Here is a 26626-nt window from a genome sequence, read left to right on the forward strand (position 1 = left end):
ATCGGTCCGCTCCTTTCCTTCTTAAGCACCAACATCATAACCGATGCCGGGGAAAAGGGGCGGGCCATCCCATAAAGGCGGCCAAATGACCGCCTTTCCAAAAGTCATTGCGATTACACTGTTAACGCGCGGCGTAAGCGCCCCGCAACTCGATAAGCGCCAGACGCGCCGCATCCCGAGACGACATCACCCGGCCATCTGTCAGCAACACATCGAAGGATTTATCGCTTTTCATCGCGGCCTGATAGGCTTGGGCAGCCTCGGTATAGCGACCCGTCCGGGCATAGACCTGACCCAGATTGATAAGCCGTGCCGGATCATCCGCCTTAATACCCTTAAGGATATTAAGCTGCGTTTCAGCCTTTGCCAGATCCCCATTCTGGATCGCAGCAAGGCCAAGCGCACCATCCGGATAGCCGATTTCACTGGTATGGGGTTGCGCCCCAAGAGCGGTGGACAGACCATCAATTGCCAGCAGGAAAGCCGCACCGACTATTTTGCCCTGGATCATAGCTATCTCTCCAACAAAACCTTTTAATTGTAGAGAGGAGTATTTCACTTTTATGACATATTGACAATATTCTTTTTCCCACAACAGAACCAAGATATTATCACATGAATTCAGTCAGTTACATAATAACCCACATCAATACGGAGATGCTTGGCAAGCTGTTCCATGACAGTCTTGTCATATTCATGGCTCCCACGCGCGCGACTCACGCCTGTCACACCTTCTGCGGGGTGAAAAACCGGCCGGATTCTTGCGCGGCCTTGTAAGCTACAGCATTGCAGCTTTTGCCATGCGTCAGGGCGACATACATGGCGTCCCGGTATCGCCTATGACTACTGCTTTTTCACAATGCAGTCTGCTTTGGCCGATCGTACTGTCTCACACACTTTCAACGCATCAGCCTGCTTTACAAACGGTCCCGCCTGCAACCGGGTCAGGGCATTTTGTTTCACCAGATAGGGCTGATAGGCATCAAGGCCCGTCACACGGGTGAGAAGATTGGTCCAGAGCGTGCGCGCCTTGGCCTCTTCGCTGAACGCGCCAAGCTGGATGCGCCAGTCTCCAGATCGCGGAGACGCCATGGCGGCGACTTTCGGTTCAGCCGCCACCACCGGCGGCGTTGATGGCGACGATACGACAGGCGCGACGGGGGCAGGCTTGGCAGGTTCAGCTTTTTCAGGCGCAGCCTTTTCTGACTTGGGTTTTGCCGGGGCTGGCGGCGCAGGCACTGGCTCAGCCATGGCCTGCTGGACAGGCGCGGGGCTGGCAACGGTTGAGGGCGGAAGTTCTGTCGGCTTGATAGGCGTGGGCTTGCCTGAACCGGTCGGGGACGCGGGGGGAGTCGCGGGAACAGGCGGCATCTGCGTTGCAGCCAGCATATTGCTGCGCTCCTTTGCTTCCAGTTCGGCCGCAAGCCGGGTTCCGGCCTGTCGCTGATCCAACGGGATGTACTGATCCATCAGTGCCAGACTGTTGGTCGCTTGCGGCAAGCCAGAGGCAACCGCACGGGTCATCATTGCATAGGCGCGAGGCCAATCCTTTGCGACATTCTCACCATTAAAAAGCGCCGTGCCCAAAATATATTGCGCGCGCGGCTCGCCTCGTGCAGACGATTTTTCGATATAAGGCATGGCCTCGGCCCGTTTTTCGGCGCGAAACAGCAGCAAGCCGTAATTATCTTCTGCCCGGATATGCCCCTGCACGGCCGCCTTGCGAAACCATTCGGTCGCAACGGGCATATCCATCGGCACGCCCCAGCCCAGCTTGTATGCCTGACCCAGATTGAATTGGGCATCGGCATCGCCCGCTGTCGCAGCCGGACGCCATAGCTTGATCGCAGCGGGATAATCGCCCCGTTCCCAAGCCTCCACGCCCGCTTTCACGTCGCCAGGATTAATGGCCGCCGCTTTTACCGGCGCAGCTGTTGCGACTGGCGTTGCAGCTGCAAGCCAGACCATGCCAACCGCCAAAAAAACCTGCTTCATGTCCATGGCCTCCCACCCAAAGCCGAACTCCGTTGCCCTCTTATATCCAAAGTCGAGGTTAATACCATATTAGCCTCGATCGAATTCCCGATGCTCAAGGCAATATTCCGACATCGAAAGCCTGTATCACGTTAACCGGATGTTAGCGGCCTGCATGGCAAACATCCCCTGAAACTCCGCAATCTGAGGGGAAATTTGTGCGCGTCCTAGCATTGGCATCGCAAAAAGGCGGGTCCGGCAAGACCACTTTGTCCGGGCACCTGGCCGTTCAGGCTCAATATGCGGGCGCTGGCCCCGTAGTATTGATCGACATCGATCCGCAAGGGTCGCTGGCCGATTGGTGGAATGAACGGGAGGCGGAATATCCGGCCTTTGCCCAGACCACGGTGGCCCGCCTTGCCTCCGATCTTGAAATATTGCGGCAGCAGGGGTTCAAGCTGGCGGTCATCGACACGCCGCCCGCCATCACCATGGCGATCCAGAGCGTCATTTCCGTGGCCGAGTTGATCGTTGTGCCCACGCGCCCGAGTCCGCACGATCTGCGTGCCGTAGGCGCCACCGTCGATTTGTGCGAACGGGCCGGAAAGCCGCTCATTTTTGTCGTCAATGGTGCGACCCCCAAGGCAAAGATCACATCGGAAGCCGCTGTCGCCCTGTCACAGCACGGCACGGTCGCTCCGGTCACACTGCATCATCGCACGGACTATGCGGCATCGATGATCGATGGCCGCACCGTGATGGAAGTCGATGCCAAAAGCCGCTCCGCGCAGGAGGTCGTCGCGCTCTGGAGCTATATCTCCGACCGCCTCGAAAAGAATTTCCGCCGAACTGTCTTCGCTGCTCCTCAGCTTGCCAACGGACATTTGACGGCGCCGCGCCCCATGGGCGGCTTCGGTCGCCGGGTCATTGGCCAGTAAGGCGGGGAGCGGGATCATGGTTGAACCAAGAACATTTGCGTCACTCACCTCCGGTCTGCTGGCGCGCAAAGGCAATGCGACACCGGCCATGCGTCGGCAAAGCATTGGCGGCATGGGCAATATTGCTCTGGGCCATGAAGATCTGGGCTGGAACGACATGGGCGAGGAAGCAAGCCACGCATCGGCCTATCAGCCATTTGCGGGGCTGTCACCCATGCCCGGCACACAGGTTACGCCTCCGGCGCCTCCTCCCGTCGCGCTCGTCCCTGTCGAAACCGCGACTGAAGAGGACAGCGACGAACAGATCGATACAGCTCCCGCTCCTGCGATTCCTGCGGTTGTCGAGCAACGCAAATTGCTGGCCGAAAAGGTGACGAACGGCGAAATCGAAGACGAAACGCCCGCACCTGCTCCCAGAAAGGTCCACAACGTCAAGTCTATAGCAGGGTCGGCAGCCCTCAAGCAGCGGAAAGCGAAAGCGGCATTCACGCTGCGGCTGGATCCTGAACGGCATCTGAAACTGCGCCTTGCCTGCGCGATTACCAACCGTTCAGCGCAACAGCTTGTGATTGAGGCACTCGACGACCTCATGACGCAATTACCACAGCTGGATCAATTGGCAGATCAGGTGCCAGGCGCACGCGCCGCCAAAATCGCCGGGGGAATGAAGCCATGAAACATACAGTCTTTTTCAAACTCGCGGTCTCCTCGCTCATTCTTGGCGGGACAATGGCCGGGTGCACAAGCACCGGTTATGGCACGCGCGCAGGTGTGGCCTCTGGTCAGGCTCCTGCGGAAAAATATGCAGCAACGGCAGAAAAGGCGCTGTCGCAGGACAAGAACAGCGAAGCGATGACTGCGGCGGAAGCTGCCGTTGCGGCAAGCCCGAACAATGGCGACTATCGCTCTTTGCTTGGCCAGGCCTATTTGGCGGATGGTCGTTTCGCGTCCGCGGAAACCAGCTTTGAAGATGCCATGACGCTGGGCCATGTCGATGCGCGCACGGTCATCGGACTGGCCATGGTGAAGATCGCCATCGGCAAGAGCGATGATGCACGCACTTTGCTTGGCGCGCATATGGATGTCGTTCCGGCTGCCGACTATGGCCTTGCCATCGCGCTTGCCGGCGACACGAATGAAGGACTTCGAGTCCTTTCCGCCGAAGTGCGTCAGCCCGATGCCAATGCGAAGGTTCGGCAAAATCTGGCCTATACGCTTGCGCTGGCGGGGCGTTGGCGCGAATCGAAATTGATGGCGAGCCAGGACCTTGCCCCTGCCGATGCTGGAAAGCGGGTCGGGGAATGGGCGATGCTGGCGCGTCCAGGAGCGCAAACACAACAAGTTGCGCGTTTGATGGGCGTCACGCCGCAGGCCGACCCCGGTCTGCCTGTCCGCCTTGCACTTCGGGACGACAGCGCGGCACCAATTGCACTGGCTGCTGCAGAAGCACCCATTGCCATGCCGTCCGAACCCGCTGAACTCCCCAGTTTTGTTGAGGCCTCACCGATGGCCGAAACGCAGACCGCTATGGATGACGCCTATGCAGCTTCCGTAGCGGCCCCCTTGCTTCGGGCAGACCCAGCCCCGATACGGTCGATGGTTCCACTGAAATCCGCCTTTACTTCGGCCCCTGCCCCGGTTCCTGTGGCCAGTGCATCGCAATATGTGGTGCAACTTGGCGCGTTCAGTAATCCCGAAGGCGTCAATCAGGCATGGCGGAAGCTCAGCAGCCACAATCAGAACATCAAGGGTTTCTCGACACTGAGCAACACGGCCAAGGTCAAGGGCAAGATCTATCACCGCCTTGCTCTGTCGGGCTTCGAAAGCCGCAACGCTGCGGTACAGGCATGTGCCCGTCTTCGGTCAAAGGGTTCATCCTGTTTCGTGCGCAGCATCGCAGGCGAAACGGCAAGCTGGGTCACACGCGGAACAAAGCAATTCGCGGCGCTCTGATTTTTTACGCACAAAAGCAATGAATGACATGGTGGGCGGTCAGTTGAGAAACTGGCCGCCCTTCATGATTTTGCGTACCCGGCCCTGAACCGGCATCCGGTCGAAGGGCGTGTTACCGGCCGCCGCCGCCATTTTGTTGGAATCGACCTGCCAGGGTGTATCCGGGTCAACGAAAATGATGTCGGCCGCCGCGCCTTTGGCAAAGCTGCCCGCGTCAATGCCCAATATGCCCGCCGGGTTGGCTGTCAGCAGGGCAAAGAGGCGGTTCATCCCTATCACTTCATCGCGGACAAGGTTGAGCGATAATGCCAACAGCGTTTCGGCGCCCGCCATGCCCGGCGCCGCGTCGGCGAACGGCAGGCGTTTGTCTTCGGGACCGCGCGGATCATGGCTTGATGAGATCACGTCGATGGTGCCGTCGGCGACAGCGGCAAGCGCTGCCTTGCGGTCATCCTCGCTTCGAAGCGGCGGCGAAAGGCGCGCAAAGGTACGGAAATCCGACATCGCATTGTCCGACAGGAACAGATAGGCCGGACTGATGCCGCACGTGACGGCCAGCCCTTCCGCCTTTGCCCGGCGAACAAGGTCGAACCCTGCCAGCGTCGTTACATTGCGGAAGTGAATGGCTGCGTTCGCTTCACGTGCCAACATGATGTCACGGACGATCGCAATCGCTTCGGCACAGGCAGGCGCGCTCGGCAGGCCTAGCCGGGTCGCGGTTTCCCCTGTTGTCGCTACCGCAGGGTCGGCAAGGCCGCCATCTTCGGCATGGACTATGACCTTCAGCCCCAATGATGCCGCATAGGTCAGCACGCGCAGCATGACGCCGGAATCGGCAATCCAGCGACGCCCGGTGGCAACCGCTTTGGCCCCAGCCGCCTGCATCATCGCCATTTCCGCCAGTTCCTTACCAGCAAGCCCGCGTGTGGCAGCAGCAAGGGGATGGACCCAGAAATCCGGCTTTCCCGCGCGCGCGGCATGTTGGACAAGCCCCGGATCGTCCAGCGGCGGCGACTGGTCGGGCATCAGCGCAGCACGGGTAATGCCGCCGAAATGAAAGGCGGGCTTGTCAGTCTTGAATACGCCAAGGTCGATAAGGCCGGGCGCGACGAGCATTCCCTTGGCATCGATCACCTCCGCGTCTGGTGGAACATTGACCTTTCCGGCGGCGAGAATGGAATCGCCCTGAAGCAGAAGCACGCCGGGTTCGACAGCCGATCCAGCAGGATCAACCAATCGACCGTTTATGATAGCGGTCAGGATATTCAAGCCCATCCTGCTTCCTTTTCGGTCAGAATGTTCAAGCCCATCCTGCGGCTTTTCGTGGTCAGGATGTTCAAGCCCATCCTTCCACCCCCCGCGCCTGCCGCGTCAGCACGTCAAGGCAGGCCATGCGTACCGCCACGCCCATTTCGACCTGCTCGGTAATGGCGGAGCGGTCGGGATCGTCGGCAACGCTGCTTGCGATTTCGACGCCCCGGTTCATCGGGCCGGGATGCATGACCAGCGCATCAGGTTTTGCGCGGGCCAGCCTTTCGGGCGTCAGACCATAGAGCATATGATATTCACGCGGAGATGGAATGAAGCCTCCGTCCATCCGCTCGCTCTGCAGGCGCAGCATCATGACGACGTCGACGTCCTCCAGCCCTTCATCAAAATCCGTAAAGGGCATGGCGCTCATCCGCTCAATCGCGGCGGGCATCAGGGTCGGCGGCGCGATAACACGCACTTGCGCCCCCAGCGTCGACAAACAGATGATGTTGGAACGCGCCACCCGGCTGTGCAAAACATCGCCGCATATTGCGACCTTCAACCCTTCGACATGGCCCTTTCGACGACGGATGGTAAGTGCATCGAGCAGCGCCTGTGTAGGATGTTCGTGACGCCCATCGCCTGCATTGAGGACCGGACAATCCACCTTGTCGGCGATCAACTGCACCGCGCCGGAGCTTTGATGGCGGATCACGATCACGTCGGTCCGCATGGCGTTCAGGGTCACGGCTGTATCGATCAGCGTTTCACCCTTTTTGACGCTCGATTGGGCAGCGTGCATGTTCACCACATCCGCGCCCAGCCGCTTGCCCGCGACCTCGAACGACAGCAAGGTTCGCGTGCTGTTTTCAAAAAAGGCATTCATCTGCGTCAGGCCGGCCAGCCGGTCATCATGCTTGGCCGATTGCCGGTTGAGCGCCACCCATGTTTCTGCTTCGTCCAGCAGGAACCGGATTTCCCAGGGCTGAAGATTCTCCATGCCCAGCAAATGCCGGTGCGGGAAATTATCCCGGCCGGTCAGTCCGGTCCTGGTGGGTTTGGATGGCGATGATGGCTGCATGGCTGTTCGACTTATGCCAGCCGCGCGTCATTCTCAAGCGCGTAAATCATGTTGCGCCCTAAACGACGATCTGCGGAAGGATCGCGTCCAGCAGCAATGTGCCCGATGGCAACACCCGCAGACGCCCCCCATCCAACGCAATCAGGCCCATCGCCGAAAGCCGTTCGATTGCAGCATCGTCCACCAAGACATCACGCTTCACGCCCGAAATCCGCGCTATGCGCTCCAGATCGACACCTTCTTCCAGCCGCAGCCCCATCAACAGCGCCTCGGTCGCCTTGTCCTGCGGCGACAAGACGGCCTCCTGTTCCATACCGTGCCCATTGCGAGCTAATGCGGAAAGCCAGTTTTCCGGTTTCTTGCGGCGAAAAGTCGCCATGCCACCGCGTCGTCCGTGCGCTCCGGGTCCGATGCCGACATAGTCCTGATACCGCCAGTAAATCAGATTGTGACGGCTTTCTTCACCGAAGCGTGCATGATTGCTGGTTTCATAGGCTGGGATGCCTGCCGCCGCCGTCATTTCGCGGGTGATTTCGAACAGGTTGGCGGCATGGTCCGGGTCTGCGGGGACAAAGGCCCCCTTGCGCACCAACGTATCGAACCGCGTCCCCGGCTCGATAGTGAGCTGATACAGCGATAGATGCGACGTGCCAAAGGACAAGGCGCGTTCCAGTTCAGCCCCCCATTCCGCTTCGCCCTGCTGCGGCCGCGCATAGATAAGGTCGAAGCTCACCCGGTCGAAAACCCTTTGCGCGGTTTCCAGCGCCGCTAACCCCTCGGCCACATCATGCGCCCGGCCCAGAAAGCGTAACGCGTCATCCTCCAGCGCTTGCAGGCCCAGCGACACCCTGTTCACCCCGGCTGCCGCTATGTCTGCGAACCGCGCAGCCTCAACCGAGGACGGGTTGGCCTCCAATGTAATCTCTATATCATCGGCAAAGCCCCAATGGCGTTCGGCGGCATACAAAAGCGCCGCCACCGTTTCGGGCGGCATCAGCGATGGCGTGCCCCCACCGAAAAAAATCGACGACAGCGGCCGTCCTCCGGTCAACGCGGCCTCATGCGCCATGTCCTTGAGCAGGGCCGTCCGCCATTCTGCCTGATCCACGCCCTCACGCACATGACTGTTGAAATCGCAATAGGGGCATTTCGACACGCAAAAGGGCCAATGGACATAAAGTGCCAATGGTTCTGTTAGGCTCGGGTTAACAATGGGGGCGTTCATATGGCTCCTATGGTCGCAAAGACGAATCGCGGAAAGTCCCTAATGCTCAAAGGAGCCGCTCTTTGGCTGTTGCCGGTGCTGGTCGTCTGCACCGTCGGTCAGGCATGGGCGCAATATCATGACGATCCGCCGCGATATTGGTCCGTTGCGCCTGACAGACCGCAGGAGCGCGGCCATGCACTCTTCCGTGCGGAGATGTTGCGAGGGCATAATGACGCCCGCCGCGCAGTTCGCCAGCCGCCGCTGCGGTGGAATGCTGAACTCGCCGCCGATGCGCAGCGTTATGCCGATACATTGGCGCGAACACGCACATTCAAGCACAGCCGCGAACCGCGTGGTACTACGCCAGAAGGCGAAAACCTCTGGATGGGATCATCCGGTCAGTTCAGCTATGCAGAAATGATCGGTGGCTGGATTGATGAACGACGCTGGTTCCGCCGTGCCGCCCTGCCCCGGTTCAGCACCACCGGACGCTGGAGCGATGTCGGCCACTATACACAGATCATCTGGCACAGCACAACCGAAGTGGGTTGCGCGATGGCCGAAAACCGGACGGATGAATATCTGGTCTGCCGCTATACACCGCCGGGGAATGTCTATGGCCGCGACCCGCTGGGCGGCGATGATCCGCCCGTACCGATGCGGACGGGACGATAGATCTAACGCAGGAACGTGTCGGCCAGAAGCAGCAGCAATTTGACGTCTATTGCCATGCCTTCGGTGCGCCGTGCGGCGATATAGTCCGCGATGCCATCCATGGGAACGCGATGGACGATGATGTTTTCGCCATCCGTTCCGCCGCCTTCGCCGGTTTTTACAAGGTCGGCGGCCCTGAACAGGGTAAAGCTCTCCGACACCATACCGGGCGAGCTGTAGAAACGCCCAAGGTTCGTCATCGTCCCCGCACGATAGCCGGTTTCTTCCTCCAGCTCTCGCGCCGCTGCGCCCGCCGGATCCTCACCGGCCTGATGGTCGCCGATCAAACCGGCGGGTAATTCCAGACATGCGGCTTTCAGGGGGACACGATATTGTTCGACCAGCAGGATGTGACGTCCATCCATCGCCTCCTCGATAGCGAGGATCACCGCCGCCTCAATCCCCCGGCTGCGGGAGACATATTCCCACGTGCCCTGACGCTTGGCCGTGATGAAGCGGCCTTCCCACATGGTTTCGATTGCGTCAGTCATTCATCGGCTTTCATGCACGCATTGATCCACTATAATTCGATCAGCCGATCGGGCAGTTCATTCGGATTGTCGACGGTCTTGGGAAAATGTTCGGCCAGCACGATACCTACCTGCCGCACCGCTTCGGCCATGCCCGTCCCAGCATGACCTTCGCGGACATTGTCGATCAGCGCGACCATGGCATTGCCCCACACTTCGCCTCCGACTTTGGACGCAATTGCCTCGTCCGCGACGATTTCGGCACGATGTTCCTTTAGCGACACATAAATCAGTATCCCCGTGCGGCCCATGGTGCGCCGTTCCGCGCCAACCTTGAAATAAGCGATAGCCCTGCGGCGCACCCGGCGGGCCATGGTCCTTTTCGGTGTCACGACCATCCGCAACGGTGTGATCGCCAACAGATAGCGCACCGCCAGAAAGACCGCGATCATCAATCCAAGCAAAACCGTCAGCGTCAGCCCGGCAGGCAGGTCCTGCTCCCATCCGCCACCCAGCACGAAATGCAGACGGCCCATGAACCAGGCCGGGAACATCGCGACCAGGGACAGGCAGATGAAACTGGCGGCAATCGCCCAATGCAGCCCTGCGTCGTGATAGCTGTCGGACTGACCGGTGACGATGGTGACAATCTCGCCATCGGTCAGCTTCTCGGCTTGCGCAACGGCCGCTGTGACCTCGGCATGATCCTCTGCCGTCAGATGGTTTGTCGTGGCCATTACCATCCCCCTGATGCTCCACCGCCGCCAAAGCCGCCTCCGCCACCGGAAAAACCGCCGCCGCCCCAGCTTGAACCTCCGCTACTTCCGCCGCCAAAACCGCCACCCATACCCGGTCCCCAGATCACGACGGGGCCGCGCCCGCCCCGGTATCGCCGACCGCCAAAGGCACCGCCCAGCATGATCGGCAAAATGAAGAACAACAGCATGAACGCCCCGAATCCGACCATGAAACGGTTGCCTGAACTATTCGATTTTTCGGCCTGCTTTTCAGCAGCCAAAGCCTGCGCCCGCGCCTCGTCAGGGGGCAGAGCGAGCAACTTGCCGATTTCGCCAACACCAGCAGCGATACCGCCGGGGTAATTATTCTCCTTGAACCGCGGAATGATCGCGCGCTGAATGATGATGCTCGACATCGCATCGGTCAATATGCCCTCAAGGCCGTAGCCGACCTCTATCCGCACCTTGCGATCATTGGGCGCGACGATCAGCAGCGCACCGTTGTTCTTGTCCTTTTGCCCGATGCCCCAGGTGCGGCCGAGCTGATAGCCATAATCGGCAATGTCATAGCCCTGAAGGTCGGGCAGCGTGGCAACAACCACCTGTCGGCCGCTTTGATCTTCAATCGCCTTCAGTTCCGCTGTAAGCGCCTGTTCCTGCGCTGGATTGAGCAGATTCGCATTATCGACCACCCGTCCGGTCAGTTTGGGAAAACTCTGCGCCTGCGCCGTTACTGAAACGAAGAGCAGCGCAAGCACCAGAAATAAGCGATGAAACGTCATAGGCCTGGGCATCAGCCTCCGAAATCCACTTTCGGAGCTTCATCCGCGCCCGCCGTGGTCGCCTCAAACGGCGTCATCGGCTTTGCCCCGTGGACCAGCTTCGCTCCGATCATTTCCGGGAAGGTACGGATGCGGGTGTTATAATCGCGCACCGCTTCGTTATAATCGCGCCGGGCGACCGCGATGCGGTTTTCGGTGCCTTCAAGCTGGCTTTGCAGTGCCAGGAAATTCTCGTTGGATTTGAGGTCGGGATAGGCTTCCACTGACACCAGCAACCGGCCAAGCGACTGTCCAAGCTCATTTTGCGCCGACTGGAACGCCGCCATCTTCTGCGGGTCCTGCAAATCATTGGCGCTGACCTGCACCGATGTGGCCCTGGCGCGCGCCTCGGTCACATTGGTCAGCGTATCCTGCTCCTGCTTGGCATAGCCTTTAACCACGGCGACCAGATTGGGGACAAGATCAGCCCGCCGCTGATATTGGCTCTGCACGTCCGCCCATTTGGCGTTCACGGTTTCTTGTGCCGCCGGCACGCTGTTGATGCCGCAGGCGGACAGCGAAACCACCGCGACAGGCGCAAGCAGGGCATAGGAAAAACGGCTGTTGGTCATTGCATTCTCCGAATGGAAAGGTTGCGGCTTGGTCCAATGGCTGCAAAATAGGGTGTTGATTGCTTGTTCGCAACAATCATACTGTTATATAGCCACATGACACCGGCATAATATATAGGGAAACCGACGCATGCTGACCGAATTTCGCAATTTCATCGCCAAAGGCAACGTTCTTGACCTTGCGGTTGCTGTCATCATTGGAGCGGCCTTTGCGACGATCACCAAGTCGCTGACCGACGATATTATCATGCCGGTGGTGGGCTACATTTTCGGCGGCGCCGATTTTTCCAGCCATTTTATTTTACTGGGCGACATTCCCGCTGATTTCAGCGGATCGCCAACCAGCTATGCCGACCTGAAAGCGGCCGGCGTGGCTATGCTCGGATGGGGGGAGTTCCTGACGGTCGTCATCAATTTCCTGATCCTTGCCTTCGTCATCTTCCTGATCGTGCGCCAGGCAAGCAAGTTCAAAAGAATCGAAGAGGCGCCCCCCGCGCCAGACCCCGAAGACGTTGTGTTGCTGCGTGAAATCCGCGACCTGTTAAAAAAATAAAGGCCGTTCGCGCGGTTCCGTCATGTGGGCTGCAGGGAACAAAGCACGATGCTGGTCTGTTAGTCCGCCTAGCCAATTCGAATTGGTGCGCTTAACGGGAGATTTTGACGTGAAAATTGCGACCATGAGTCTCGCACTTGCGGGCATATTTGCTCTTGGAGCCTGCGGAGAACAAAATACAGTGGCCGAAAATCAGGCCGATATGATGGATAGTCAGGCCGACAGGATGGAAGACAGGGCCGACGTCATGGATAACGCTGCAGGCGCCAATGTTCTGGAAAATCAGGCCGACGTTCTGGAAAACAAGGCGGATGCCACGCGAGAAATGGGCGAGAAGGCACCACCACCACAGTAAAGAACCCGCTTTCACGCGCCGGTTTCTTTGCCCGGTCACTTTTCATTCAGCAAACATCGCCTATATAGGTTGGTGCCGGACCTGTCCGGCTATGGCGATAAATGATGTCGTGTAATAGGCGCAGCGGACCCGGGGGCAGTACCCGGCGGCTCCACCAGAAAGGGCTTTTCCCATAGCAAAGCCCATCCTGACGGGGCCGAACCAGGATCGACGTGTGTTGAAAGACGATAATCTTTGCCCGGCCCGAGTAAGCCGTAAAACTGTTCAAAACCTACAAGTGCCAACGATAACGAGGCTCTTGCTCTTGCTGCGTAATTGATGGGCTAACGCCCTGATATTACTCAAAAAGAACGCGGTTGGACCTACCGGGCAACAGAAAGGATTCCAGCGGTTTGGGGAGCACCGGGCAACAGAAGCTCCCTATTTTCATTTTTGCTGTTAGCGGAATTCACTGTCTGGAAGGAATGTTCAGGCAGGGGGATAGTTTTCTCGCATTCCTTTCAGCCGTCATCCCCGCGCAGGCGGGGATCCAGTTCCTGACCAATCCTCTTGATTTGACGCCGGGAGATGGATTCCCGCCTACGCGGGAATGACGAATTAAGAATGGGTGAAGAGCCTCATCAATCCCTATTCCACAGCCCATTCCCGCCGACCAATGCCCTGCGCATAAAGCAGCACGCTCAAATCGCCATGGACGATTTCCGCATCGGCGGCTTCGCGTGCCTTTTGTTTGGCATGATAGGCAACGCCCAGCCCTGCGGCTTGCATCATCAATATGTCGTTGGCGCCATCGCCGACCGCCATGGTGAATTCGCGTGCGATGCCGTGGCTGACAAGGGCATGTTCCAGTTCATCACGCTTTGTCTGCGCATCGACGATCGGCAGTTTCACAGTGCCGGTCAGCCGTGAATCCTCAATTTCCAATATGTTGGCAACCACCCGGCCAAAACCGATATCCTGCGCCACTGGTTCGGCAAAGCGGGTAAAACCGCCCGACACAAGTATGGTCTTTGCCCCACGCGCAGCCATGGTGCGCACCAGCGCCCGTGCCCCCGGCATGATCCGCACCCGTTCGGTCCGACACAGATCGATGACGCTATCTTCCATGCCCTTCAGCAAGGCGACGCGACTGCGCAATGCCTCGGCAAAGTCCAGTTCACCACGCATGGCGCGTTCGGTGACTTCCGCAATCTGCGGCTTGATGCCCGCATAGTCGGCCAGTTCATCAATACATTCGACCGTGATCATGGTCGAATCCATGTCGGCCACCAACAGCTTCTTTTCCCGGATGCCAAGCGGCTGAACGATCACATCGATCCCATCCGCCATGCCTTGCAGCGTCTGGCGCGCTTCTTCGGGATTGGCTGCAAACATCAGGTCGGCCGCCTTGCCGGCATCAATATCGCGTGCTTCGCCCGGTTTGCATCCTGCGGCGGACAACTGGTCGCGCGCGGCGGAAATATCCCCCTGCCGCAAAACATTTCTTGCCACTATGGTCGCAACGAACATGAGCAGTCCCAAATTCCTTTCTCGCCAGAATCAGCACACCCGCGACCATCCGGCTGTCGCGCTTATTGCCGGACCGACCGCCAGCGGCAAGAGCGCTTTGGCGCTGGCTCTGGCACGACGGCAGGATGCGGTCATCATCAATGCAGACGCAAGCCAGGTATATGCCGACCTGGCCATCCTGTCCGCGCGCCCATCGGTGGAAGAAATGGCGGCGGTCCCACACCGCTTGTTCGGCACTATCGATGGAACACAGGCCTGTTCGGCGGCGCGCTGGGCAGCGGATGCAAAACGAGAAATTGATGATGCGCTGGAAGCCGGGCGACTGCCGGTACTGGTGGGCGGCACGGGACTTTACATCCGCACGCTGCTGGATGGAATTGCGCCAGTGCCAGAGATTGAGCCCGACATCAGGATGGATGTACGCGCCCTGCCGGTCGAAGCGGCCTATACCGCTTTGCAACGGGAAGATCCGGTAAGCGCCGCCCGGATTGCGCCCGCCGATAGCAGCCGGATCGCACGGGCGCTGGAGGTGGTCCGCTCGACCGGCAAGCCGCTGGGATGGTGGCATGCGCATATGGAGGGCGGGATCGCGGATCGGATCGACCTGCGCTCGGTCCTGCTGCTCCCGCCCCGTCCCTGGCTGCTTGAGCGATGCGATAGACGGTTTGAACAGATGCTGGACCGGGGTGCGATTGAGGAAGTCGAGCAACTGATGGCGCGGAATTTGCGGGCCGACTTGCCGGTCATGCGCGCCATTGGCGTGCGTGAGATTGCATCATGGCGTCGCGGCGACATCAGCCGGGAAGACATGGTCACGCTGGGGCAAACCGCCACGCGCCAATATGCCAAGCGCCAATATACCTGGTTCACCCATCAGCCCCCCGAGGAATGGCCCCGTCACAATGATGAGATTGATAACAAAAAACTCGATGAATTAGTAATAAAATTACAATGACGTGGGTTGACAAGGCATTTTATTATAAATAGAGGCCTGCACCTTGCCTTTCCGGCTGCTCTGCAGCAAGGCGCGACGTACTATATTTTGCAGGAGGTTTGAGTGGCCGAATTGAGCGGCGCGGACATATTGGTTCAGGCGCTGATCGATCTGGATGTCGATACGGTGTTCGGGTATCCGGGCGGCGCGGTGCTGCCTATTTACGACGCGCTGTACAACCACCCGAAGGTCAAACACATACTGGTTCGCCATGAACAGGCGGCAACCCATGCGGCAGAAGGCTATGCCCGCTCAACGGGAAAGCCCGGAGTTGTGCTCGTCACCTCCGGCCCCGGCGCGACCAATGCGATTACCGGCATCACGGACGCGCTGATGGACAGCATCCCGATGGTCGTCATCACTGGTCAGGTTGCAACCCACCTGATCGGCACCGATGCCTTTCAGGAAGCCGACACCGTCGGCCTGACGCGTCATTGCACCAAGCATAATTATCTGGTGAAGGACCCGGCCAAGCTGGGCCACATCATCCATGAGGCCTTTCATATCGCCACGTCAGGCCGCCCCGGCCCGGTCGTCGTTGATATTCCAAAGGATGTTCAGGTCGCAACCGCGCCTTATGACCATCCCGGCGAAATCCGCCATGTCAGCTATCGCCCGCAAGTGAAGGCGCCCAGCGCAGACATCGCAAAGGCGGTTGCAATGCTGGCCAAAGCGCAACGCCCGATCCTTTATACGGGCGGCGGCATCATCAACAGCGGCCCGGAAGCCAGCAAGCTGCTGCGTGAACTTGCCGCGCTGACGGGCGCACCGGTCACGACAACGCTGATGGGCCTTGGCGCCTTTCCGGCCTCTTCCCCGCAATGGCTGGGCATGTTGGGCATGCATGGCACCTATGAAGCCAATATGGCGATGAACCGGGCGGATCTGATCCTCTGCCTGGGCGCGCGCTTTGATGATCGCGTTACGGGGCGGCTGGATGCCTTCTCGCCCGAAAGCAAGAAAATTCACGTCGATATAGATCGCAGCTCAGTCAACAAGAATGTCGTTGTGGACTTGCCCGTCATCGGCGACGTTGGCGGCGTGATGGCCGACATGATCGCACTGTGGAAGGCCAATGGTCACAAAGCGACCGATCAAACCGAATGGTGGAACCGGATCGAAGGATGGCGCGCCCGCCGGTCGCTGGATTTCCTCGAAGCCGGACCTGAAATCATGCCGCAACGGGCGATCGCCGCGCTTTATGAAGCAACGAAGGGCCGGAACCCGATCATCACGACGGAAGTCGGCCAGCACCAGATGTGGGCTGCGCAGCATTTCCACTTCGACGATCCGAACAAATGGCTGACCAGCGGTGGTCTTGGCACCATGGGCTATGGCTTTCCAGCTGCCATCGGCGCGCAGCTTGGCAATCCCGATGCGCTGGTCATCGACATTGCCGGCGACGCCTCCATCCAGATGAATATTCAGGAGCTGGGCACCGCGACCCAATATCGCCTGCCGGTCAAGATTTTCATCCTGAACAATGAATATATGGGCATGGTCCGCCAGTGGCAGGAACTGACCTACGCAAGTCGCTATTCGGAAAGCTATTCCGATTCGTTGCCTGATTTCGTCAAATTGGCGGAAGCCTATGGCTGGACCGGCATCCGGATCGAAGGGCCACAGGAACTTGACGCAGGCATCGCCCAGATGATCGACACCAAGGGGCCTGTGCTCGTCGATTGCCGGGTTGCAAAGCTTTCCAACTGCTTCCCCATGATCCCGTCCGGTGCGGCGCATACGGATATGATCCTGGGTGATACGGAAGTGTCCGGCACGATGGACGATGAGGCAAAGGCACTCGTATGACCCAGCACCTGCGGCTCCGCATTCATGTGACAGAGCCGTGGGATTTCGAACGCCTGAACGGCACAAATGAACTCACCGGCTGGACCATCGATCATGCCGACGAAGAAAATGAGGAATGGGAAGTGACCCTGGACGACAGTTTCGAATTCCATGACAAGCGCTATCGCACGATCCTGATCGAGCCGCGCTATGTCGGCGAACATTTGCGCCGGGTATTTGATGCCGTCGTCGGTTTCCCCGTGCGGATCGCGCACCGCCAGAATGGTGATTGGCACTATGCCCTGACCGCCATGCTGTCCCTCCCGCGTGAGGAAGATAAATAATGCATATCAAGGAAGAATTGATCGAGCGTCACGTCCTGACTCTGACGGTCGCCAACGAAGCGGGTATATTGGCGCGTATCGCAGGCATGTTCACCGCGCGCGGCTATAATATCGAAAGTCTCACGGTCGCGGATATTACCGAAGACCATAAGATCAGCCGCATCACCATCGTTACCAATGGTCCACCACGCGTCATCGACCAGATCATTGCACAGCTTGATCGGCTGGTGCCGGTTCACAAGGTCACTGACCTGACGGAAAACGGTCCTTATGTGGAGCGCGAACTGGCGCTGGTGAAGGTCGCGGGCCATGGCGACCAGCGGATCGAGGCACTACGCCTCGCCGACGTCTATCGCGCCCGCGTGGTCGATGCGACTATAGAGAGCTTTATTTTCGAAATTACCGGCGGATCGGACAAGGTCGACACCTTCGTCAATCTGATGCGTCAGGTCGGTCTGGTCGAAGTCGCCCGAACCGGCGTCGTCGGCATTACCCGCGGCAAGGATGCGGCGTAACACATTACCCTCGCCCCCTTGGGGGAGAGGGATGCGAAGACTTGGCGGCTAAGCCGCATAGTCGTAGCTGGGAGAGGGGGTGTGCTTCTGAAGGAAGCGCGCGAGCCGACGGCTCGCTCGACCCCTCTCCAACTTTATCTAAGTCCGGCTATACCGGACTAAGATTTCGTATCCTCCCCCCTGACGCGGGGGAGGGCTGGATAGAGCGAGTTGAAGGAAGAATTCAAAATGCGTGTTTATTATGATCGTGATGCGGACATCGGCCTGATCAAGGGCAAGAAGATCGCCATTGTCGGCTACGGCAGCCAGGGCCATGCCCATGCGCAAAACCTGCGCGATTCCGGCGTTAGCGAAGTCGCCATTGCCCTGCGTGCCGGTTCGGCCACCGCGAAAAAAGCCGAAGACGCCGGCTTCAAGGTGATGAGCAATGCCGAGGCCGCAGCCTGGGCCGACATCGTCATGATTCTGGCTCCCGATGAGCATCAGGCTGCGATCTATGCCGATGACTTGCACGCCAATATGAAGCAGGGTGCCGCCCTCGCCTTCGCCCATGGCCTGAATGTCCATTTCGGCCTGATCGAGCCGCGCGCCGACCTTGACGTGTTCATGATCGCACCCAAGGGTCCCGGCCATACCGTTCGCAGCGAATATGTGCGCGGCGGCGGCGTTCCCTGCCTGATCGCCATTGCGCAGGATTCGACCGGCAATGCGCAGGATGTGGCGCTGTCCTATGCATCAGCCGTCGGTGGTGGCCGTTCCGGCGTAATTGAAACGACATTCCGCGAAGAATGCGAAACCGACCTGTTCGGTGAGCAAGCCGTGCTGTGTGGTGGCCTCACCCATCTGATTCAGGCAGGCTTCGAGACATTGACCGAAGCTGGCTATGCCCCCGAAATGGCCTATTTCGAGTGCCTGCACGAAGTGAAGCTGATCGTCGATCTGATGTATGAAGGCGGCATCGCCAACATGCGTTATTCGATCAGCAACACCGCAGAATATGGCGATATTCACACCGGTCCACGCATCATCACGGACGAAACCAAGGCGGAAATGAAGCGCGTGCTCGCCGACATTCAGTCGGGTCGCTTCGTCAAGCGTTTCATCCTCGACAACCGCGCGGGTCAGCCTGAATTGAAGGCCAGCCGCAAGCTGGCCGCCGCCCATCCGATCGAACAGACCGGGGCGCAGCTTCGCGCCATGATGCCCTGGATCGGTGCAAACAAGCTGGTGGACAAGGATAAGAACTGATCCGCAAAACGGATCGTTTATCTTTTCGGGACTGGAACATTTCGGGGGTGTCGCTTAATATTGCGCCGGCCCCCGAAACATTTCGCTCCAGAGGAGACCGTCCCATGCGTAAATATCTGGCCCCTGCCGCTCTTGTCCTTGCGACTCTCGCTCTTGGCCCGGTCGTCGCCCAGGATGCCCCGCCCTTGCCCGGCGCGCCTGACCCTGCCCGCGTGCAGGCGGGCACCTACGCCGTTGATCCCGAACATACGCAGGTCGCTTTCACCGTCAACCATTTGGGTTTCAGCAATTATGTCGGCCTGTTTGGTTCCGCAACGGGCAGCATGACCATCGACCCTGCGCATCCGGAAAAAGCCAGCCTGTCAGTCGAAATCCCGGTCAAGGAGATGTACACCACCTCCACCGAACTCAATGAGCATGTTCATGGCCCCGATTTTCTGGATATAGCGCAATTTCCGACCGCCAAATTCGAATCGACCAGCATCAAGGTGGACGGCACCACCGCCGAAATCACCGGAAACCTGACATTGCATGGCGTGACCAAGCCCGTCACGCTTGATGCGGAATTTACCGGTGCTGGTATTCAACCCATGTCGAAGAAGCTCAATATCGGCTTTTCCGGCGCCACAGCCATCAAGCGCAGCGATTTCGGCATCGACAAATATATCCCGCTGGTATCGGATAATGTCGGCCTGTCGATTGTGATAGCATTCGAAAAGCAAGGGTGACCTGGACGGTCCTTTGACCGGAGAAACATAAAATTTGTGGACTTTATGCATGAATCGCGCCTAAAGAACCGCATCATGTCGAGTGCAAACATATATTCTCTTCGTCTGCTACGACTTACACGCCCTTAGGCGTGTCATTTGTGCTGCAAGCTTTGCGTTGCCAGCATACACCGCCTAAGGGCCAATAGCTTCACATTGAAACAGAAAGCCACGCTGTCCGGATGACCGGTACGCGGCTGAATTGAAGAGAAGTCGAAGAGACATGTTGCAGGACCCATCCGTCAAATACCGCCCTTTCCCACAGGTCGATTTGCCCGACCGTCAATGGCCCGGCCGCACGATTACAAAGGCTCCGCGTTGGCTCAGCACCGACATGCGCGATGGTAATCAGGCGCTGATCGATCCCATGGACACGGAAAAGAAGACCCGCTTTTTCGACATGCTGGTAAAGATCGGTATCAAGGAAATCGAAGTCGGTTTCCCGTCCGCAGGCGCAACCGAATTCGATTTCATCAGCGGTCTTGTCCAATCCGGCCACATCCCCGACGATGTCATCATCCAGGTACTGACACAGGCCCGCCGCGACCTTATCGAACGCAGCTTCGAAAGCCTGAAGGGCGCAAAACAGGCGATTGTCCATGTCTATAACGCCGTATCCCCTGCATGGCGGCGAATCGTGTTCGGCATGGATCGCAGCGACATCAAGCAAATCGCCATCAATGCGGCCAAAATCATCCGCGATGAAGCAGGCAAGCAGCCTGATACCGACTGGCATTTCGAATATTCGCCCGAAACCTTTTCCACCGCCGAACTGGATTTCAGCCTGGAATGCTGCGAGGCCGTCATGGAGATTTTGCGCCCGACACCCGAAAGGCCAATCATCTTCAATCTGCCTGCAACGGTAGAGGCGGCAACCCCCAATATCTATGCCGATCAAATCGAATGGTTTGGCCGTCATATCAGCAACCGCGAATCCGTGGTCATCAGCCTGCACCCGCATAATGACCGGGGCACCGGCGTGGCTGCTGCCGAATTGGGTCTGATGGCGGGCGCCGACCGGGTCGAAGGCTGCCTGTTCGGCAACGGCGAGCGGACAGGCAATGTCGATCTGGTGACTTTGGGCCTCAATCTCTACACGCAGGGCGTGCGGCCTGATCTGGATTTTTCCGACATGGAGGAGATCGTCCAGACCGTCACTTACTGCAACCAGTTGCCCGTTCATCCACGGCATCCCTATGCTGGCGAGCTGGTGTTCACGGCCTTTTCCGGGTCCCATCAGGATGCGATCAAAAAGGGCTTTGCCGCGCAGGAAACCCGCAATGACGAAATCTGGGATGTGCCCTATCTGCCCATCGACCCTGCGGACATCGGCTGTTCCTATGAAGCAGTGATCCGCGTCAATTCGCAGTCGGGCAAGGGCGGCGTCGCCTGGGTCCTGCAACAGGACAAGGGCCTGAAGCTGCCCAAACGGATGCAAGCGGATTTCAGCCGGGTTGTTCAGGATTTGGCCGACAAAACCAGCCGTGAACTGGTGGCCGCCGACATCTGGACCGCTTTTGAGGGCTATTATTGCCTTGGATCGGACCAACCCTTCAAGCTGATCGACTATCAGGAAAGTCACCAGCCGCATGCGGGCGGCAACCGGTTGTTCGTCGGCAAAATCGCCTTGAATGGCGAGGAACAGACAGTCAGCGGGCGCGGCAACGGCCTCCTTTCCTCGGTATTGGCCGCGCTGCGCGACAATTGCGGCATTGATCTGGAGGTCGAGGATTATAGCGAGCATGCCATTGGTTGCGGCTCCGACGTGCAGGCCGCGGCGTATGTCGAATGCAAAACCCCCGATGGCCGGAAAGTTTTTGGCGTGGGCATGGACGTCGATGTCGCTACGGCATCGGTGCAGGCGATCCTGTCCGCCGCCAACGGCCTTGCCGCGCGCGTCAATTAGGGCTGGACGGGCGGAGTTGGAGCATTACACCTTCAGTTGCCGTTCGCCTGGCGGCCTGCGCGAAATGGCCTGATCCCCGTTGCAGGGGGCATGCGGGAACGATTTCACCCTTCGCGCTGATGCAGGAAATCCGCAGCTGGTTCGATGGCCCGGTGGCGTTGTCAGGCGCAATTGCCTGTGGCCGTTCGATCCTGGCCGCGCAAGCCATGGGCGCGGACCTTGGCTATATCGGTTCCGCCTTCATCGCCACGACAGAGGCCAACGCGCCCAAGGACTACAAGGACACGATTGTCGAAGCGCAGTCGTCGGACATTGTTTATTCCAATCTTTTCACTGGCATACACGGCAACTACCTGCGTCAATCCATTGAGCAGGCGGGCCTTGACCCGGCCGACCTGCCGCAAAGCGACCCGTCCAGAATGGATTTCGGATCGGGCGGCAATCAGGCTGCAAAAGCATGGAAAGACATATGGGGATCTGGTCAGGGCATAGGCGCGGTAGACATGATCGAAAGTGTGGCCGAACGTGTAGAACGTCTGAAAGCGGAATATGCGACGGCAAAAGCAGAGTTGATGCAAAAGTGGGGCTGACCCACCATAAAGGGAACAGCGCCTAAATACTGGCATATGCCGTCAAGCTTCTGTTATGCTTTTCCTTGTGCATATTTTGGCCACCCTGTTCGTTTCGTCCTGATGAAGATCGCTTATCTTCGGCACCCCGGTGCTACGGCCGTACCGCAAAGCGGGGCGCGCAACATGCGTATGGTCGCAACTGGCCTGCTGCTGTTGATGGCCGCCATCTATATTGCCGCGCGCAGTCAGGAGGGACTGCACCCCGCCGTCGGTTTCATCCGCGCCTTTGCCGAAGCGGCCATGGTCGGCGGCCTTGCCGACTGGTTTGCCGTGACCGCCCTGTTCCGTCATCCGCTGGGGCTGCCCATCCCACACACGGCGATCATTCCCCGCAACAAGGACAGGATCGGCGAAACACTGGCCCTGTTCCTGCGCGACAATTTTCTGACTCCCGCCGTCGTCGCCCGCCGGATGCGTCGCGTGGATGTTGCCTCTGCGGCCGGGCGTTTTCTTGCATCCCCCGCCATTGGCAATGGCCGCCTGAGACACGGCGCGTCGCGACTGGTCGCCGATATGTTGGAATCGCTTGATCAGGACCAGTTGGGCGGCATGGCAAAGGCCGCGTTTCGTCAGCGGTTGCATGCGCTCAACCTCTCGCCCTTGCTGGGTCAGGCGCTGGAGGCGGCGATGAAGGACGGTCGGCACCTGCCGCTGCTCGATGGGATCGCCAAATGGGCGGCAAAGACATTGGAGGCCAATGAGCAGCTGATCCGGGAAATGGTGCATGATAAATCAGGCAAGGTGCTGCGCTGGACCGGATTGGACGAAAATCTGGCCAACGCGATCATCGATGGATTGCACAAACTGCTGGCCGAAATGGCGGAGGACCCGGCCCATCCCCTGCGCGCCAAGGCGGAAGAGGGACTGGAAAAGCTCGCATCGGACTTGCAGCATTCCCCCGACATGCATGCCCGTATAGCGCGCATTCGTGACGAGTTGATCGACAATCCCGCCATGCAGCGCTGGATCGATGGTCTATGGGAACAAGCGCGGGCAAGCCTGCTGCGTGCCGCTCGTGATCCCGAAGGCGCCATGGCCGGCCGTCTGGGCGAAGCACTGCGACAACTGGGAGAGACCGTGCAAAACGTCCCCCGGTTGCGCTTCATGATAAACCGCTTTGTCCGTCGCACAGCCGTTGGCGCAACCGCCAGCTATGGCGACGGCATCGTCAAACTGGTGAGCGAAACCGTGCGCGCCTGGGATGCCAAGACAATCACCGACCGCCTGGAAAACGCCGTTGGCCGCGACCTGCAATATATCCGCGTCAACGGCACACTGGTCGGCGGCCTTGTCGGTGTTGCTATCCATACTGTTGATGTGTTGGGGTAAGTCAACCGCGATCCGGCCTTTGGGAGAGGAATCTGGGGCTATCTATGTGGCCCCATATGATACCAGCGCAGCGATCGACTTTTCCGCTTCTTTGGTCTGCTCTCGTGAGAATCAGCTGCCAAAGCTCACTGAAAAACTTCATTCAAGAGCAGCGCCATGTGCTTCCACGATCGATCATCAGCAACTGCGTCATAACGCAGAAAATCAGGCATTCCCCGCAAGTCTGCTTCAGGACTGGTGAAGCTATGGACTACACCTCCATATAAGTGCATCTGCCAGTCAACACCGCCGGTTCGAAGCATGGTCTCGAACGCTGCACGCTGCTCGGACGTGATACCCGGATCATCCGCACCAATCAGCGCCATGATCTTGCCCTTTATTTGTCCGCTATCTTGAGGGGACGTCACCTCAAGCCCACTGTGAAAGCCGATCGCTGCCTTTATATCTGCTCCAGCAAGAGCAAGCTCATAGGACATGGTACCACCAAAGCAGAAGCCAATTGCAGCCATGCGGCCCGCGTCCACCTCTGGCCGGACGGCAAGCACTTCCAGCGGACGGCAAACTCGATCGCGAACTTTGTCTGAAGATGTCCGTAGAGGCGTTATGAGCGGCATTACCTCGTCAAGGGACTCTATCGTCTCGCCGTTTCCGTGAAGGTCACAAGCAAGTGCTACAAAGCCAAATTCGGTTGCGAGTCTTTCCGCTCTCTCTTTTGCATGCTCACCGAGACCAAACGCCTCTGGAAAAACCAAAACAGCCGGTCTGGGTTGATCAAGCGCGTCATCCCAAGCAAGGTGACCCAACATTGACAAACCGTCAGCCTCGTAGCGCAACTGCTCTATTTTTAGCCCCATGTTTCAATACCTCTTTTGCGGATTGGGCATAACTACAGCAAATCAGTCATCCAAAAAGTGACAAAGGCCGATAACCCTCTTACGCATTCACACTTCCGGAAAGTGGGCAGGGTTATATCTCTACCTGACTGCCCAGTTCAACAACGCGGTTGGTGGGGAGGCGGAAAAATTCCATCGCGCTTTCCGCGTTGCGCAGCATCCAGGCAAAGATTTTTTCGCGCCAGATCGGCATGCCGGGCCGGGCCGAAGGCAGCAGCGTTTGCCGCGCGAGGAAGAAGCTGGTTTCCATCATCTTGAATTCCGCGCCGCATCCCGTCACGTCCCTGAGCGCCGCCGGCACATCGGGTTCCTGCATGAAGCCGTATTTCAGGACAAGGCGGAAGAAACCGCGGCCCAGATCCTCCAGTTTGCAACGCACATTTTCATCCACAAACGGCTCATCGACAATCTTGACGGTGAGCAGGATCACCCGTTCGTGCAGCACCTTGTTATGTTTGAGGTTGTGGAGCAGCGCATGAGGCACGCCTTCGGGTGTCGATGTCATGAACACCGCCGTGCCGGGTACGCGCACGGCGCTGTTGGCGGCTGACGCGACAAAGATCGGGATCGGCATGGCGGCTTCGCGCATCCTGTCCATCATCAGCTTGCGCCCCTTTGACCATGTGGTGAGCAGCGTGAAGATAATGAGGCCGACAAGCAGCGGGAACCAGCCGCCATCGGGTATCTTGGTCATGTTCGCGGCGAAATAGGCGCCATCGACGATATAGAAAATGCTGAGCAGCAGGCCCGCCCACAGTGGATGCCATTTCCACAGGCGCAGGATCAGAACGGTCAACAACACGGTGTCGATCAGCATCGCCCCGGTCACGGCAATGCCATAGGCCGATGTCAGGCTCGACGAGTTCTGGAAAGTGAGCACCAGCAGGATGACCATGATCATCAATCCCCAGTTGACGAGGGGAATATAAATCTGGCCGGCGGTCGATGCGCTGGTATGCGCAATGCGCAGGCGGGGCATGAAACCAAGCTGAATCGCCTGTTGCGTCACCGAAAAAGCCCCGGAAATCACGGCTTGACTGGCGATGATCGCGGCCATGGTCGCAATGCCGACCAGCGGCAACTGGAACCATACCGGCGCAAGATTATAGAACGGGCTGTCGAGTGCCGTTATGCCTTCGCGGAACAGCAATGCGCCCTGCCCCATATAGTTCATCATCAGCGCGGGCAGCACAAAGAACAGCCAAGATACCCGGATCGGCTTGCGCCCGAAATGCCCCATATCGGCATAAAGCGCCTCTGCCCCCGTCACCGCCAGCACGACCGAACCCAGCGCCAGAAAGGCCGCCATGCTGTCGATCATGAAGAATTTCACCGCCCAATAGGGATTGAACGCATATAAAATGCCCGGCGTGTACCATATGCTGATGAGGCCCAGCACCGATATGCACAGGAAATAGGTCATCATGATCGGCCCGAACAGCGCCGCCACGCGATGAGTGCCGCCGCGCTGGATCGCGAACAGGCCGACCAGGATCACAACGGCGATCGGCACGATCAGGTTGCTCAGCGCCGGATTGACGACCGCAAGACCCTCCACCGCCGACAGTACCGACACGGCGGGCGTAATCATGCTGTCGCCATAGAATAGCGAGGTCGCGAATACCCCCAGCATGATGATGCCGCGCGACCATCGCTGCGTCTTGGTTCGTCCGCTGATCAGGGCAAGCAGCGCAAGACTGCCCCCCTCGCCTTTGTTGTCGGCCCGCATGATGATCGTGACATATTTCAGCGTCACCACCAGCATCATCGACCAGAACATCAGGCTGACCACGCCCAATATGTGATCGGGGTCCATCGTCAGCTTGTGATGTCCGGCAAATGTTTCGCGGAATGCATAAAGCGGACTGGTGCCGATATCGCCAAAGACGATGCCGATGGCACCAACAGCAAGCTTCAATACCGCTTTCTCGTCATGTCCGTGATGACCCGAAGCCATGGGCAGAGAATCGTCTGCCTGCGCCCCTGTCGCCGCATCAGATGGAGCATCTGCCATTCTACAAGGTTTCCAGCGTCATATTCGCTCTTTGCGCCCCCGTCAGATGCGCAATCGCGCT

At 58.6% G+C, this 26626-nt stretch carries 26 protein-coding genes, 1 other RNA gene and 1 pseudogene; 16 read left to right on the top strand and 12 right to left on the bottom strand.

Going from position 1 to position 26626, the window contains the following annotated elements:
* Positions 1-121: 121 nt before the first annotated feature.
* Together L3X40_RS00820 and L3X40_RS00825 are read right to left on the bottom strand one after the other, a co-directional pair.
* Positions 122-604 (bottom strand): tetratricopeptide repeat protein, encoded by a 483-nt coding sequence (locus L3X40_RS00820; RefSeq protein WP_237363843.1) that lies wholly within the window; start codon positions 602-604, stop codon positions 122-124.
* 239 nt (positions 605-843) lie between these two features.
* Positions 844-1995 carry an SPOR domain-containing protein gene (locus tag L3X40_RS00825; RefSeq protein ID WP_237363849.1) on the bottom strand — a complete coding sequence of 384 codons (1152 nt, stop codon included), beginning with the start codon at positions 1993-1995 and terminating at the stop codon, positions 844-846.
* A gap of 197 nt (positions 1996-2192) precedes the next feature.
* Between L3X40_RS00825 and L3X40_RS00830 the strand changes: the two genes are divergently transcribed.
* Genes L3X40_RS00830 through L3X40_RS00840 form a run of 3 tightly spaced genes read left to right on the top strand, consistent with a single transcriptional unit; the run spans position 2193 to position 4865 of the window.
* Positions 2193-2912, top strand: coding sequence for an AAA family ATPase (locus tag L3X40_RS00830; RefSeq protein ID WP_237363861.1), 720 nt, complete (start codon positions 2193-2195; stop codon positions 2910-2912).
* Positions 2913-2928: 16 nt separating this feature from the next.
* Positions 2929-3588 (top strand): hypothetical protein, encoded by a 660-nt coding sequence (locus tag L3X40_RS00835; RefSeq protein ID WP_237363863.1) that lies wholly within the window; start codon positions 2929-2931, stop codon positions 3586-3588.
* Positions 3585-4865 (top strand): SPOR domain-containing protein, encoded by a 1281-nt coding sequence (locus L3X40_RS00840; RefSeq protein WP_237363865.1) that lies wholly within the window; start codon positions 3585-3587, stop codon positions 4863-4865. The genes L3X40_RS00835 and L3X40_RS00840 overlap by 4 nt, the downstream gene beginning before the upstream one ends.
* Before the next feature lie 39 nt (positions 4866-4904).
* Here L3X40_RS00840 and L3X40_RS00845 read toward each other — a convergent pair whose 3' ends face one another.
* The 3 genes from L3X40_RS00845 to hemW all read right to left on the bottom strand — a co-directional run bounded on the left by L3X40_RS00845 (position 4905) and on the right by hemW (position 8422).
* Entirely contained in the window at positions 4905-6140 is a 1236-nt protein-coding gene (locus L3X40_RS00845; protein WP_445177135.1) for a dihydroorotase, read from the bottom strand.
* 61 nt (positions 6141-6201) lie between these two features.
* Positions 6202-7197, bottom strand: coding sequence for an aspartate carbamoyltransferase catalytic subunit (locus tag L3X40_RS00850; RefSeq protein ID WP_237363867.1), 996 nt, complete (start codon positions 7195-7197; stop codon positions 6202-6204).
* A gap of 58 nt (positions 7198-7255) precedes the next feature.
* The gene (hemW, locus tag L3X40_RS00855; RefSeq protein WP_237363869.1) at positions 7256-8422 is read right to left on the bottom strand and encodes a radical SAM family heme chaperone HemW; all 1167 of its coding nucleotides are present in this window, start codon (positions 8420-8422) and stop codon (positions 7256-7258) included.
* Between the two features lie 42 nt (positions 8423-8464).
* Between hemW and L3X40_RS00860 the strand changes: the two genes are divergently transcribed.
* Positions 8465-9079: a CAP domain-containing protein gene (locus L3X40_RS00860; RefSeq protein WP_237363871.1), complete on the top strand. Its 615-nt coding sequence runs from the start codon at positions 8465-8467 to the stop codon at positions 9077-9079.
* Positions 9080-9081: 2 nt separating this feature from the next.
* Here the strand turns inward: L3X40_RS00860 and L3X40_RS00865 are convergent, their stop codons facing one another.
* From L3X40_RS00865 to L3X40_RS00880, 4 genes are read right to left on the bottom strand one after another with little or no spacing between them, the layout of a single operon-like run.
* On the bottom strand, positions 9082-9609 hold the full coding sequence (locus L3X40_RS00865; RefSeq protein WP_237363873.1) for an NUDIX hydrolase: 528 nt from the start codon (positions 9607-9609) through the stop codon (positions 9082-9084).
* A gap of 29 nt (positions 9610-9638) precedes the next feature.
* A complete protein-coding gene (locus L3X40_RS00870; RefSeq protein ID WP_237363875.1) occupies positions 9639-10325 on the bottom strand; it encodes a TPM domain-containing protein in 687 nt (228 codons plus the stop codon).
* Positions 10325-11107 (bottom strand): TPM domain-containing protein, encoded by a 783-nt coding sequence (locus L3X40_RS00875; protein ID WP_237363877.1) that lies wholly within the window; start codon positions 11105-11107, stop codon positions 10325-10327. Before L3X40_RS00875 ends, L3X40_RS00870 begins: the two co-directional genes overlap by 1 nt.
* A gap of 11 nt (positions 11108-11118) precedes the next feature.
* Positions 11119-11718, bottom strand: a complete 600-nt coding sequence (locus L3X40_RS00880) for a LemA family protein (RefSeq protein WP_237363879.1) — start codon at positions 11716-11718, stop codon at positions 11119-11121.
* Positions 11719-11848: 130 nt separating this feature from the next.
* Between L3X40_RS00880 and mscL the strand changes: the two genes are divergently transcribed.
* From mscL to ssrA, 3 genes are all read left to right on the top strand, one after another.
* The gene (gene mscL / locus L3X40_RS00885) at positions 11849-12271 is read left to right on the top strand and encodes a large conductance mechanosensitive channel protein MscL (protein ID WP_237363881.1); all 423 of its coding nucleotides are present in this window, start codon (positions 11849-11851) and stop codon (positions 12269-12271) included.
* A 109-nt stretch (positions 12272-12380) separates the two neighbouring features.
* Complete coding sequence (locus tag L3X40_RS00890) at positions 12381-12626, top strand: hypothetical protein (protein ID WP_445177136.1); 246 nt, start codon at positions 12381-12383, stop codon at positions 12624-12626.
* A 35-nt stretch (positions 12627-12661) separates the two neighbouring features.
* Positions 12662-13013: a transfer-messenger RNA gene (gene ssrA, locus L3X40_RS00895) on the top strand.
* 240 nt (positions 13014-13253) lie between these two features.
* On the opposite strand, the gene serB is transcribed toward ssrA, so the two are convergent.
* Positions 13254-14135, bottom strand: a complete 882-nt coding sequence (gene serB / locus L3X40_RS00900; RefSeq protein WP_237363883.1) for a phosphoserine phosphatase SerB — start codon at positions 14133-14135, stop codon at positions 13254-13256.
* Between serB and miaA the strand changes: the two genes are divergently transcribed.
* From miaA to L3X40_RS00945, 9 genes and pseudogenes are all read left to right on the top strand, one after another.
* Complete coding sequence (gene miaA / locus L3X40_RS00905; RefSeq protein WP_237363885.1) at positions 14134-15090, top strand: tRNA (adenosine(37)-N6)-dimethylallyltransferase MiaA; 957 nt, start codon at positions 14134-14136, stop codon at positions 15088-15090. The two genes, serB and miaA, sit on opposite strands and share 2 nt — an antisense overlap.
* A gap of 102 nt (positions 15091-15192) precedes the next feature.
* Positions 15193-16938: an acetolactate synthase 3 large subunit gene (locus L3X40_RS00910; RefSeq protein WP_237363887.1), complete on the top strand. Its 1746-nt coding sequence runs from the start codon at positions 15193-15195 to the stop codon at positions 16936-16938.
* Positions 16935-17261, top strand: a complete 327-nt coding sequence (locus L3X40_RS00915) for a hypothetical protein (protein WP_237363889.1) — start codon at positions 16935-16937, stop codon at positions 17259-17261. The genes L3X40_RS00910 and L3X40_RS00915 overlap by 4 nt, the downstream gene beginning before the upstream one ends.
* The gene (gene ilvN / locus L3X40_RS00920) at positions 17261-17776 is read left to right on the top strand and encodes an acetolactate synthase small subunit (RefSeq protein ID WP_237363891.1); all 516 of its coding nucleotides are present in this window, start codon (positions 17261-17263) and stop codon (positions 17774-17776) included. Before L3X40_RS00915 ends, ilvN begins: the two co-directional genes overlap by 1 nt.
* Before the next feature lie 228 nt (positions 17777-18004).
* The gene (gene ilvC / locus L3X40_RS00925) at positions 18005-19024 is read left to right on the top strand and encodes a ketol-acid reductoisomerase (protein WP_237363893.1); all 1020 of its coding nucleotides are present in this window, start codon (positions 18005-18007) and stop codon (positions 19022-19024) included.
* A gap of 104 nt (positions 19025-19128) precedes the next feature.
* Entirely contained in the window at positions 19129-19752 is a 624-nt protein-coding gene (locus L3X40_RS00930) for a YceI family protein (RefSeq protein ID WP_237363895.1), read from the top strand.
* A gap of 262 nt (positions 19753-20014) precedes the next feature.
* Complete coding sequence (gene leuA / locus L3X40_RS00935; protein WP_237363897.1) at positions 20015-21697, top strand: 2-isopropylmalate synthase; 1683 nt, start codon at positions 20015-20017, stop codon at positions 21695-21697.
* An 86-nt stretch (positions 21698-21783) separates the two neighbouring features.
* A pseudogene (locus L3X40_RS00940) lies at positions 21784-22287 on the top strand (NAD(P)H-dependent flavin oxidoreductase); the annotation flags it as partial.
* A 165-nt stretch (positions 22288-22452) separates the two neighbouring features.
* The gene (locus L3X40_RS00945; protein WP_445177137.1) at positions 22453-23658 is read left to right on the top strand and encodes a DUF445 domain-containing protein; all 1206 of its coding nucleotides are present in this window, start codon (positions 22453-22455) and stop codon (positions 23656-23658) included.
* Positions 23659-23783: 125 nt separating this feature from the next.
* Here L3X40_RS00945 and L3X40_RS00950 read toward each other — a convergent pair whose 3' ends face one another.
* Positions 23784-24512: a dienelactone hydrolase family protein gene (locus L3X40_RS00950; RefSeq protein WP_237363901.1), complete on the bottom strand. Its 729-nt coding sequence runs from the start codon at positions 24510-24512 to the stop codon at positions 23784-23786.
* A gap of 112 nt (positions 24513-24624) precedes the next feature.
* Positions 24625-26565: a potassium transporter Kup gene (locus L3X40_RS00955; protein WP_445177138.1), complete on the bottom strand. Its 1941-nt coding sequence runs from the start codon at positions 26563-26565 to the stop codon at positions 24625-24627.
* Positions 26566-26626 lie beyond the last annotated feature (61 nt).

The organism is Rhizorhapis sp. SPR117, assembly GCF_021742065.1.